7 protein-coding genes are annotated in these 12,437 nt (G+C 60.3%); 1 reads left to right on the forward strand and 6 read right to left on the reverse strand.

The features are described from left to right. The 6 genes from QZT71_RS10445 to QZT71_RS10470 form a co-directional block, all read right to left on the reverse strand. Window positions 1-527, reverse strand: a 527-nt coding sequence (locus QZT71_RS10445; RefSeq protein ID WP_295915830.1) for a carboxypeptidase-like regulatory domain-containing protein, incomplete at its 3' end; no start/stop codon positions are given. Between the two features lie 10 nt (window positions 528-537). Beyond that, window positions 538-2,472 carry a hypothetical protein gene (locus QZT71_RS10450; protein WP_295915833.1) on the reverse strand — a complete coding sequence of 645 codons (1,935 nt, stop codon included), beginning with the start codon at window positions 2,470-2,472 and terminating at the stop codon, window positions 538-540. A gap of 33 nt (window positions 2,473-2,505) precedes the next feature. Beyond that, entirely contained in the window at window positions 2,506-4,422 is a 1,917-nt protein-coding gene (locus QZT71_RS10455) for a S8 family serine peptidase (protein WP_295915835.1), read from the reverse strand. 21 nt (window positions 4,423-4,443) lie between these two features. After that, on the reverse strand, window positions 4,444-5,964 hold the full coding sequence (locus tag QZT71_RS10460) for a BACON domain-containing protein (RefSeq protein ID WP_295915837.1): 1,521 nt from the start codon (window positions 5,962-5,964) through the stop codon (window positions 4,444-4,446). Window positions 5,965-5,984: 20 nt separating this feature from the next. Next, window positions 5,985-9,533, reverse strand: a complete 3,549-nt coding sequence (locus QZT71_RS10465; RefSeq protein ID WP_295915839.1) for a BACON domain-containing carbohydrate-binding protein — start codon at window positions 9,531-9,533, stop codon at window positions 5,985-5,987. Window positions 9,534-9,545: 12 nt separating this feature from the next. Continuing rightward, window positions 9,546-10,739 (reverse strand): BACON domain-containing protein, encoded by a 1,194-nt coding sequence (locus QZT71_RS10470; RefSeq protein ID WP_295915841.1) that lies wholly within the window; start codon window positions 10,737-10,739, stop codon window positions 9,546-9,548. Window positions 10,740-11,147: 408 nt separating this feature from the next. Here QZT71_RS10470 and QZT71_RS10475 point away from each other — a divergent pair. Next, window positions 11,148-12,437 (forward strand): peptidase U32 family protein (locus QZT71_RS10475; protein ID WP_295915843.1); only part of this gene is annotated, 1,290 nt, incomplete at its 3' end.

Consider the following 12,437-nt stretch of genomic DNA (forward strand, 5'->3'; position numbering starts at 1 on the left):
ACGGCGTTGATCGAACCGATGCCGCGGATGAGCACCGAGGCGCCTTCGCCCGGCTGGCCGCCGCCCGACGCCACCTGCACGCCGGCGACGGTGCCCTCGAACGATTTGGTGACGTTGCCTACGATGCGTTTCTGCAATTCGTCGCCCTTGACCACTGCGGCCGAACCGGTGAACGACTCTTTTTTGGCCGTACCGTACGCCACGACCATGACGCCTTCGATTTCGGCGGTGTCTTCCTGCAACGCGATGTCGATTCGGGTGCGGCCTGCTACCTGCACTTTAGCCGGTTTGTAACCGATATAGGATACCAGGAGCGTGGCGTCGGACGGCACGTTCGGAAGCGTGTAGACGCCCGAAATGTCCGTGCTGGCTCCCTGCGTGGTACCCTCCACGATGACGTTGGCCCCGATGACGGGCTCGCCGTTGGCTCCGGTTACCGTGCCGCTGACGGTGGCATTCTGCGCCGAGGCGGGCGCCATGCACACAAGCGACACTACGCACCAGAGGATTGCTGCTATCTTGTTCATACGTGTACTCTTATTTTAAAATCTGCTTGTTGTGAATGATTGTCCAGAGGTCGCCTTCGGGACGTGCTCCGGCCGGCAGCGGGAAGCTCTTTGTCGGGAAGAGAAATTCTTCCGGATGGGCGATGGGCCTGCCGACGGGCGATTCGAGCGCCTGCGGGGCTGCACTGCGGGTCACCGCCAGTGCGGCCGCCGGAGTTTCGGGCGCCGCGTCGGTCGTGACCGAACCCCACTTGGTGAGTTTGTCGCCCACGGTGTTGGTGGCCGTGACCATGAAAACATAGGTCGTTTCCGGCTTTATGCCGTGCTCCGCGTCGAAGATGATGGCAAAGCCGCCGCCGTTGATGTAGGGTATGTATTCGTCCTTGATGTCCGAGCCGTACTCCTCGATCAGCTGCGGGTATTTCGAGGTGGGAATGTCGGCGATGGCGGTTTGCGGGAAGATGGCATAACGCGCTGCGGCGATTTCGATGCCCTGCATGGCGCCTGCGATGGTGCTGTAGGTGGGGCCGTACTGTTCGTTTTTCAGGCCGCTGACCGTGAACCATGTCGCCGCCGTCGCGCTGGTCTTGGTGGTGACGGAGTTGACGCAGAGCGTTTCCTCGCCGCTCGACGAAACGGCGAGCGTAATCAGCGTATAGGACGTTCCGGCGGAGGCTGCGGTGATGCTCGTGTAGCCGTCGGTCGTGCTGATCATCTGCAGCAGGGACTCATCGAGCTGGTAGCCGTACCGGTCGTCGTTCAGGAAGTCGGCGATTGCCTTCTTGTCGTTGACGTCGGGGAACTGCTGCATGAAAAGGCTGGTGCGAAGCGTGCGGTAACGGACTTTAGTAACGTCCTCTCCGTGCCAGTTGGTCCATACCGAGTTGGTCCAGCCGTAGCCGGTCAGGCCGAGGTAGGCGTTGGTGATGTAGAAATTCTGCCGGAACCAGTCGCTGCCGCCGTAGTTCGGGCCGGCGGAGTAGCCGTCGGACGTGGTTTTGAACTGCGTGTAGGAGAGCCCCCGGGTAATCTGTCCCTTGAGGTCCATGCCGAATGCGAACGCCACGTAGCTCAATTCGGGCGTAAGCCCCGTGACCTGGATGGTCTTGGTGCCCGACTTGAGCAGCGAAGCCATGGCCAGCTGGATGCTGATGCCCTGTTTCTGCGCGAAATCGAGCGCATATTGCTGATAGGCCTCCATAATCTGTTCCGGCGTGTACTTGATGAACGTTGCGGCCGGCATGACGTCGTAGAAGTAGGTTTCGTCGCTGGCCGCGTATACGGCAGCTTCGACGGCGTCCGAGATGATGAGCGTCGGGGCAATCAGGATTGCCGGGATGTCGTCGGCCGAGGTGGTGAACGGCAGCTCGGCGGGCTCCGAGTTGGTGAAGCGCGTCGCGTCGGATGTCATCGCGCGGAGCGAAAACGTATAGGCCCGGTCTTTCGCGAGGTTGGACAGCGTGACCATGCGCTCGGAGGTGGTGTAGGTCTTGCCGTCGACCGTGTATTCGTAGAGCGTCGTTTCGGGCACTTCCGTCCAGCTGATGAGCGTCTTCGAGGCATAGGCGCAGCCGAGCGTCAGCTTGGGCTGCGGGAGCTGCTCGAGGTCGTCGGTCAGGACGTGGATGTAAGAGTAGGCGGATTCCGAGTTCTCGTCACGGAACCTCGGGACGGCCTTGACGGCCACGACGTATTCTTTTTGGCGTTCCAGTTCGCCGAACGCCACCCGGCAGTCGGTGAGGGTGGTTTCGTCGCCTCCGTTGAATGTATAGACATAGGAGCCCGCGCCCTCCACGGCTTCCCAGCGGAGGCTGAACCCGGTAGTCGTCAGGTCGCTGACCATGACCTGCGGCTGGGGGAGCGGCGTGGTGCCGCCCTTTTCCGAAACGTCGTCGTCCGACGAACAGGCGCACAGCCCGAGCAGGCTTCCCGCAACGAGGGCCGCGTATCTGTAAAAGGTTTTCATATATATGCTTTTCATTTTGCGTTAGTTAATAGGTCATTCGACGGTCACTTCGATCGGCTTGCGGATAGCGGCGCCGTCCGATACGATGATTGTCGCCTGTCCTTTGCGGATGCCTTTGATCTGCATGACGCCGCCCTGAAGCGAAACCGCGACGATCTCCGGGTCGGAGATTGTGTAACCCAGCACGTTGGTGGCGAGGAAATAGTCGCCCAAATCGAGGCTCACCGTCGCGCCGGCCGCGACTTTCTGTGCCGGGATGCTGTCCATGCGGGCGACGGTCAGCAGCAGTTTGTAGGTGTCGAGGCTCCCGACGCCCATCATCCCTTCGTATCCGGCGTAGCTACCGGTGCAGAAACGGTCGACGGGCTGCGTGCTGCTCAACAGCGCCTGGCGGAGCATCCCGCCCGTCAGTCCCTTGCGTTTCTCCGCGCCGTAATAGTAGGAAACGGCCAGTGCGCAGGCGCCCGATACGTGGGGACAGGCCATCGAGGTGCCCTGGATGCTTTCGTAGGCCGAACTGCCGTCCTCGGCGACGCTCGTGCTGTAAACCCCGCCGTAGGCGTTGCTCAACATCTGGTCGCCGCCCGGGGCGGACATCGAAACCCATTTGCCGTAGTTGGTGTAGTAGGCCGGGGCGCCTTTGAAGCCCAGGGCCCCGACGCTTACCACGTTGGGATCGGCTGCGGGGTAGGTATTCTCGTTCGAGGCGTCGTTGCCTGCGGCGAAAATGACGATGCCGCCGGCCATCGGGCCCTCCTGGTTGCCGTTCTCGTCCATTCCCGCATATTTGTTGAAGTATTCGATGGCGCGCGTGATGGCCGAATAGCTGCCGTTCTTCCAGTCGGTGTCGGCAATCGAACCGGCCGGGTATCCCCAGCTGTTCTGGCAGATGACGGCGCCGTTGTCGGCCGCGTACTTGATTGCGCGGATCTGGCCCGAGAGGCCAGCGCCCGAGGAGCCCGATTCGTTTTTGCCGAGTATCTCGCACGACATGATGCGCACGCCGTCGCCGCGGCCCGAGCCGCCTGCCACACCGCATACGCCGATGCCGTTGTTGTTCACGGCGGCCACCGTGCCTGCGACGTGGGTGCCGTGCATGAGCTCCTGCGAGAAGTTCAGTTCGCTCGTGTTGTTGGTGAAATTGAAGCCGTATACGTCGTCGACATAACCGTTGCCGTCGTCGTCGATGCCGTTGCCGGGGATTTCACCCTTGTTAATCCACATGTTGGCGGCCAGGTCTTCGTGGTCGTATTTCACGCCCTGGTCTATGACGGCCACGATTACGTCGGGATTGCCTTGGGCGAGCTGCCATGCGGCGTAGACGTTGGCGTCGGCGCCCAATCGGGTCGCCTGCGAATAGACGTTGCCGGTGTTGTTATAGTGCCACTGCAGAATCTGCGAACGCTCGCTTTCGTTGAACGGGAAAGGCACGTTGCGCACTTCGTCGCTGATGGCGCGCGTTGCGGCCGTTACCGCGGCCGGGACGGACACCCGCCGGTAGTCCGACGATACGGCCGGCAGCGAGTACTCGATGATGTCGATGTCCTTGCAGGCCGAGAGCATTTTGGCCATTTCGGAGGTCGGAACCGACGGGTCGTACTGCACGTAATACCACAGGTGCAGCCCCTCCCTGCGGGTGCGCTCCTCGAAGCGGCCGCCCGAGGGGAACAGCCGTTCGAATTTGACGGTTCCGGCCGATGTGAGTATGCGGTCGATTTCGTCGATGCCGCTGTTTGCCGTCTGGCCGCCTGCGGCACGCGTTTTCTCCACGCCGCCGGATGCTCCGGCCTTGAATTTCAGGACGATTTCGCCGTCGATTGCCGCCGCAGAGGCGTTCACGATAACGGGCCCTGCGGTGTCGCCGCCGCGGCTTTCGGTGTCGTCCTTGGCGCACGATGCCGCTGCCAGCACGAGGGCCGCGAGGAGCAGCGATTTAAAGATATGTTTCATAAACGTCATTGTTTTAATGTTTTACTCCTTTACGCAGCGGATCTGTGCCGAGTAGACGTGGGCTCCCGTCTGGTAGAGGGCCCAGTTCTCGTTGAAGTCCTGGCGGTAGGAATCCGCACTGGTGGTTGCGGGCGTCGGGGCGCAGGTCCAGTAGAAAGCCTGGCCGCTCGTGTAATTGTGGGTGGTCTGGTTGATGGAGGTGTAATAAAGGTTGCCGACCATCGGGTAGTAGTCGCCGGTGTGTTTCCAGCAGCGGCCGCATTTTTCGGCCTTGTTCCAGTCCCACTTCTGGCTGACGCCGTTTTCGTCGTAATCCTCCGCCGGGCCGCCGTTGCGCAGGCTCGTGTTGCCGCTGGGGATTCCCCAGATGTCGCGGCCGGGAACCTTGTAGCCGACGGGGCAGGGGTCGAAGATGGTTTTCTCGGCGCCCCACAGGTCGGAATGGGCGATATTCTCCTCCTTGCTCGCGCAGTACCAGTTGTAGTTGTCGCTGTAATAGGGCTGCAGGTAGGCCATCGGGTTCAGGATCGAATGGGGAATGTTGCCCGGAGGCGTGGTCAGCGGCAGCGCCTTTTCGTGGAGCAGCCAGGAACCCGAGCCGTTGCCGACTTCGTAGTTGGTCTGGTTGTAGGCGGGGATGTTGCCGCTGTTGGCGTCTTCGTAGTAAGGCGAACGCGAGGGCGTGAAGGGGTCTTTGCGGCCCCACTGGTAGAACATGCCGCGGTTGTCGATATCCATCGGCTCGTTGTTCAGGGCGCCGAGGTTGCGGTCCATGATTTGCGCGACGACCTGTTCGGCGGGGTTGACGTGGTCGTGCGACGTGATCTCGTCGTCGCAGACCCAGATGTGCCAGCTCCAGAGGATGTTGCCGTTGATGTCCTTCACGGCGATGACGGCGTTGCCCTGCGAACGGCCGGTCGAGAAAGCCACGTAACCGTTTTTGTAGACCGGGGCTCCGTCGATGATTTCGCGCGACATGGTTTTGTCGCCGTCGTTGCGGGCCTCCCACAGCAACTCTGCGGCGGCGATGCCGGAAATCCCGACGCCGTAGGCCGCGATGTACTCGCTGCGTCCGTCGCCTTTGCCGTTGCCCTTGACTGTGGCGTCGAACTTATAGGCCTTGCCCGTGCGGGCGATGTAGCAGTTCGAGGTGCCTTCGGCGCTCAGGTTGACGCTGCGATCGGCCCGTTGGACGAGCGTGACGGTTGCGGTGACCTGCGTGCCGTCCTTTTCGCCGCTGACGACGATATTGCCCGTCAGCGTTTCGGGTCCTGCGTTTATCGAAGCCTCGACGGCCAGCGTATTGTCGTCCCTGCGGGTGACGGCGAACCAGTCGCCCGTGCTCACGTAATCCCACTGCCCGGCGTTCGTCGCCACGGCGACCGAAGCGATGCCGCCGTCGGAATCGAAAATCAGCTTGTCGCTCGACACCTCCACATAGGCCGGGTTTTCGGGTTGCTCCGGTCCTATCTTGGTGGTTTCGGTGCAGCCTGCCAGTATGGCCGCCAGCGCTGCTGCAATGCTATATATGATATATTTCATGTCCTGAATATTTTACGTTGTTACTGTTTCCAGATGTCCGGTATCTGTGCGTAATCGGTCAGCTGCGTACAACCCTTGAAGCAGCCTGCGGTGCTGGTGAGCGCCGTGAGCCCGGACTCCGTCGCGTTATCCGTCGTGCGGTCGTAAAGGTGGTATTTCCTGCCGTTGACGGTGGTGTAGGGCGATTCGCCCGCGAGCGACGTACAGCCCGAGAAGGCGTTCGAAACGCTCTTGAGCTTCGTGCATTCGTCGAAGATGTTCACCGGAACGCTCTTGAGCGACGAGCAGTCGCGGAACAGGCTGGTGACGCCCGTGAGCTTGGCTGCGTTGACGAGCAGGTTCTCGCCGACTTCTTCGAGGGCCGTACAGCCGTCGAAGACCGAGCCGAACGTCGTGCTTCCGCCGCAGTTGAAGACGTTGGAGCCGACTTTGCGCAGCCCCGTGCAGTAGCGGAACATACCCGTCCAGGTCGATATGGTCGAGTTGTTCTCGAGCAGTCCGTCCGGAATCTCCTCGAGCGACGTGCATTTCTCGAAAGCGTACATGAACGTCGTCGACGCGGCTTTCAGCCCGCTGAACGCATCGGGTGCGATGCTTTCGAGGCTCGTACAGCCGTTGAACAGGTACGACAGCGTCTTGGTCTTGGTGCTCGTGCCGAACAGCTGTGCGGGTACGGCCTTGAGCAGGACGCAGTTCTGGAAACACTTGGTGAGGGTGGTCACTTCGGTGTTGTTTTTGAACAGCCCGGCCGGGATTGTCTCCAGTGCCGCACAGTCGATAAAGGCCTGGTCGAACGTCGAAGCCTTGGCCAGCCCGTCGAACATGCCCGCGGGGATGCTCTGCAATGCGGCGCACTTGGCGAACAGGAAGTCGCATTTGACCGTTGCCGCGCTCTGCCCGAAGAGTACGCCGGTGGTCTGGAGCCCCGTGCAGCCTTCGAAAGCATTGGAGTAGACCGTAACCTTGGCGTTGGCGGCGAACAGTCCGTCGGGCAGCGAGGTGAGGTTCACGCAGTTGGTGAATACCTTGCCGAATGCCGTGATTTCGGGGTTGCGGCTGAACAGTTCGGCCGGAACGGAGCGCAGTCCGGAGCCTGCGAACAGGCTGGTCGCGGTCTTGAGCGCCGGCAGTTGTGCGAACAGGTCGCCCGGAACGCTTTCGAGTGCCGTGCAGTTTTCGAACAGGTTGGCTGCGCTGTTGATTTTGGGAGCTCCGGCGAATGCGTCGGCGGATACCGTCCGCAACTTGGTGCAGCCCTTGAACATCGAAGCGATGCTCGTGCAGGAGATGCAGCCGTCGATGATGTTGCCGCCGATCTCCTCCAGTTCCGTACACCCGGCGAACAGGTTCGAGAACGAGGTGACTTTCTCCAGTCCGCGGAACAGCCCCTCGGGGATTCCCTTCAGTGCGGAGCAGTTCTGGAATGCGTTGGCGAACGAGGTGACTTTGATGTTGGTCGCGAACAGGTCGGAGGGGAGGGTGGTCAGTGCCTTGCAGCCTTCGAACGCGCTGCTGAACTGCGTGACGGTGGTGAAGCCGTCGAACAGTCCGGCGGGAATCTCCGTGAGCGAGGTGCATCCCTTGAAGATGTTGTTGAAGGCGTTGGTGGCGAGGCTTTGGAACGCCCCGCTGTTTTTGAACAAATCGCCCGGGATGCTCTGCAGTTCCGTACATCCGCTGAAGCAGGTCATGAACGTGGTGACGTTCGGGCAGCTGGCAAACAGCGTTCCGGGAATCGAGGTGATTTTCGTGCCGTTGAACGTGCTGCGGAAGTCCGTGCACTTCTTGTTGTTGGCGAAAAGTTTGGCCGGGATTGTTTTCAGGCCCGTTCCCTGGAACGTGTAATAGAAGCTCTTGCACTCCGGCTGGTTGGCGAAAATATTCTCCGGGATGGATTCGAGCGTGGCGACGCCCGAGAAAATCGAACTGAAGTCGTCGATTTTCGGGTTGCTGGCGAAAAGTTTCTCGGGAACGGTCTTGAGCTTGGTCGACGAGAAAACGACTCCCACGTTAATCAGTTCGGGGTTGTGGGCGAAGAAGTCTTCGGGTACCTGCTCGATCGAGGTGTAGGAGAATGCCGTCCGCACCGATTCGAGTGCCGGACACTTGTGGAACAGGGCGTCCGGGATTTTATTCACGGCGTAGGCGAACTGGAACATGCCTTCGACCGTCTTGAGTTTGGCCGCGTAATCGAGGAATCCCTCGGGTATTTCCTCGAGGATGTCGCAGTGGTAGAATGCGCTCTTGAAGCTGGTGACATCGGCGAAGGCTTCGGTCTTGTCCGTCGCAATCTTCTTGAGTTCGGTGCACTGGTAGAGTGCGCTTTCCATGGATGTCAGTCCCGTGCGTCCCCAGTTGTAAATCTCGGTAACCTGCCGGGCCTGGTTGTAGGAGGAGATGTTGATGTTCGAGCTGTTGATCGACGGCACGCTGCCCTTGACCGATACGACGTAGTAGTCGGCGTCGGTATAGGTGTGCTGGGGGAATGTCCCCGTGACGTTCTCCTCGATGGTGCCGTCGCCCCAGTCGATCGTGGCGTTGATTTCCTTGTCGAACGGCAGGCGGGCCCGGAGGTCTGTGGCCGTGACGTTGAGCCCGATGATGAACGCGTCGAAATCGAAGCCCGTCTGCGAAACGGTTACGATCTGTTCGGCTACGTTGGCTTTGCCGTCGCCCGCCGTGATGGTGATCGCCGCCGAGCGCGAGGCGGCGTCGGGGTTGTTGGTCAGGGATACTTTCAGTCCCTCGTCGGTGCGGTCGACGGTGAGCCAGTCGCTGCCCTCGGTGAGGGTGTATTCCCATTCGAAGTTGGATTCCACGGTGATTTCTTTCGCCTTGACGGGGGTAGCCTCGAACGGAAGGGTTTTCAGGGAGGTGGTGATGAGTGCGGCGCGGTCCTGCGTCACGCGGATCGTTTCGGTGACGGGGTTGCCTCCGCCCTTGCCTGCGACCAGTTCGAATGTGGTTTCACGGTCGGCGGCGCCCTCGTTGGGGTCGAGCGTCAGGGTGACCGTGTTGCCGTCGCGTTCGACGAGCAGCCACGTGCAGGCCCTGGTTTCGAAAAGCCACTCCTCGTCGGTGGAGAGCACCTCGAACGCAGCGGTCAGTTCACCGCGGGCGGGTATCTGGAAATTGTTCTCCGACGCGGAGATTTCGAGCGTGCCGTAGGGGTTCTGCGACGCGGTGATGGTGGCCGTCTTGTCGCCGGCGGTGATCGTGACGGTCGCTTGCTGCGCCTGCTCGACCTTGTTGCCCTCGCAGCTCAAAACGAGTTGGTCGGCCACGTCGTCCTTTTCGATGGTCAGCCAGTCGGCGTTGACGGCGGTGTATTTCCAGGCCACATTGGTCTGTATGTCTACGACGACTTCGCCGCCGAGGCTTTTGAAGCCGATGGCGGCATTGAGGTTGTCCTCCGTCTGGAACCACGTGTTCTTCGACGAGATGCCCAGTTCGGCTGTGACGCCGGAGGGCTCTTCGCCGGGGGTGGGGTTGATATAAGTGATGGTATCTTCGGAGCAACCCATCATGCCGAGCAGTGTGACTGCCAGTGTGTATATGAACTTTTTCATGCGTGTTGCGGTTTAGTTGTTAACGGGGGAAACGGGGAAGCTCTCCGCAGGCGGCGTGATGTCCGCTGCGGCCCGGGTGACGGCGGTCGCGGCGACGGGTTTGTCCCACTCCACGAGGTACATCGTTCCGGTGGCGTAATAGAGGTCGCTGAACGACACGTACTGCTGCGACTGGTATCCGATCAGTCCCAGCGTCAGGTAGGCGCCCTCGAATCCGCTCAAGTGGATTGCCTTGCGCATCTGGTCCGCATCGTCGTTGTAGCCTTCGCCCAGTGTGCCCGTGAGCGAACCGCCGGTGAACGAGCCGGTGTTCATGTTGATTGTCATCAGGTAGTAGGCGCGTATCACGGAGGCGGAAAGGTTCACCTGCAGGCACTTGCTGCCCAGTTCGATGCTCAACGCCCCGGTCTGCCTGTCATAGGAGGCCTCGATGACCGTGCCCTTGACGAAAAGGTCTTTGATGTAGACGCTCTTGCGGTATTCTTTCTGCTCGACGGTGCAGAACGCGCCCGTGCCGCTTACGCCGATCGGCGAGCCGCCGTAGTACCAGTTCTGGGCGTAGAGCCCGTAGTATCCCAGAAGTTTGTAGTAGGGGTTTTCGGCATGGGATATCTGCGATACAGCCACTTCGCAGGTTTTCGTATCCGTGCCGTTGGTCGAGCTGACCGTTATTTTCGCCGTACGGTGCGCGTCGGGATTGGGTGCGGCCGTGAGGGTGACGGTGCTGTTGGCCTGGTTGCAGTCGACTGTGATCCACGGTGAGTCGCTCGTGGCTTTCCACTCGCCGTTGGTCACGACCGTGAAGATGTAGTTCTCGCCTTCGGAGTCGAATTCGATTCCGTCCGAAACCGTGGTCGACAGAAGTACCGTTTCGAGCGAAAAGGCCTGATGGACGGTGATTTCATGCTCGTCCCGTGCCGATCTTACGGTAATCTTCGAATTGCGGGTGTCGGAGGTGACGTTGCCGCCTGCGGAGATGGTCAGGTAGCCCTCCCCGGGATGCAGTGTCACCCAGCTGTCCGGGCAGCTCGCCTCCCATTCGGAGGGGCAGGCTACCGAGATGGTGGTCGTTCCGCCTTCCATGGCGAACGCGACACTACTTCGGGAGAGTACGATCACGTCGGCGATCTCCTCTTTTGTCTTGTCGTCGCAACTGCTCGTCACGAAAGCGATAAGACCGATCAATAGTGTAAAACATCTTCTCATAAATGGTTTGATTTTGGGAAATGAATGAAATGTTGCCTGGCTGTCGGCAAACAGTCTTGTGAAATATTGCACATATAATTTTTGCGAACTGATAATATTCGGTTTGCAATATAAATAAAAATTGCTGTCAATATTCTTAAAAGGCGCAAAATCTTTTGTTTTGTTTTCCACATTTTAAGCGTTTTGATTTGTGAATTATATTGTAATTAATTGTTAATTAGCATGTTGGTTTATTTGTGCGGGCGTGCTGCCGGGGTTTTGCTTTTGTTGTTAAATATTGACTTATTGTTTTGCTCGGTTCTATATTAAATATTGTCTTTTATCCCGATTCGGCAGGATGGCCAGCTTTTTCGGACTTTTTATGTCCGGTATTGTCGCGGATTTTGTTAATTTTGCAAAAAATAATGCATGGATTCCGTCGAACTACTCGCTCCCGCCAAAGATTTGCAGTCGGCCATGGCCGCCGTGGACTACGGCGCCGACGCCGTATATATCGGCGGGGCGAAGTTCGGGGCCCGGTATGCGGCCGGCAACAGCGCGGAGCAGATAGCCCGTGTCGCGGAGTATGCCCACCGTTTCGGGGTGCGGGTGCACGCGACGCTCAACACGTTGCTGTACGACGATGAACTGGAAGCCGCCGAGCGGCAGGCCCGTGAGCTGATTGCCGCCGGAATCGATGCGCTGATCGTGCAGGACATGGCCCTGCGGCGGATGAACCTGCCCGTCGAGCTGCACGCCTCGACACAGATGTGCAACATGACGCCCGCGCAGGCCCGGTTCCTCGGGCAGAGCGGCTTCGCCCGGGTGATTCTCGAACGGGCGCTGTCGCTCGGCGAAATCCGCGAGATTTGCGCTGCGACGACGGCCCAGGTCGAATGCTTCGTCCACGGTGCGATTTGCGTTGGTTACAGCGGCCGCTGTTTCCTGTCGCGGTCGATGTCCGGGCGCAGCGGCAACCGCGGGGCGTGCAGCCAGCCGTGCCGCCTGACTTACGACCTGACGGACGGCAGGGGCCGCACCTATATGGCCGGGAAACACCTGCTGTCGGTGCGCGACCTGAACCTGTCGGCGCACGTCGGCGACCTGCTGGATGCGGGCGTGCGGTCGTTCAAAATCGAGGGACGGCTCAAAGATGTCGGTTATATAAAAAATGTCGTGGCCTTTTACCGCCGCGAGGTCGACGACGCGCTGGCCGCAAGGCCGCACCTGCGGCGCGCTTCGGTGGGTCGGAGCGTCGCGGATTTCACGCCTGACACGGCCAAGAGCTTTACGCGCGGGGAGTCGGCGTATTTCCTGATGGGCAAGCGGGCGGGCGTAGCGTCGTTCGATACCCCCAAAGCAATCGGCGAGTATGTCGGCCGTGTGTCGCGCGTGGAGAAGAACCGTTTCCGCCTCGACGGGACCCGACGGCTCGCCCCGGGCGACGGCATCTGTTTCCTGACCCCGCAGGGATTGGTCGGCACCAACGTCAATGCCGTGGCCGGCGATTGGGTGACCCCCAACCGCATGGAGGGAATTGCGCCGGGCACGGAGGTCAGCCGCAATTACGACCATCTCTTCAACCAGCTGGTGGAGCGCAGCCGCACGCGGCGCGTGATTCCGGCAACGGCGCTCGTCGAGGTTTCGGCCGGGGGTGTCGTGATGTGCTATACCGACTGCGAGGGCGTGACGGCCCGGGTCGAACGCCGTGCGGCGCTC

The organism is uncultured Alistipes sp., assembly GCF_902388705.1.
Taxonomy (GTDB): domain Bacteria; phylum Bacteroidota; class Bacteroidia; order Bacteroidales; family Rikenellaceae; genus Alistipes.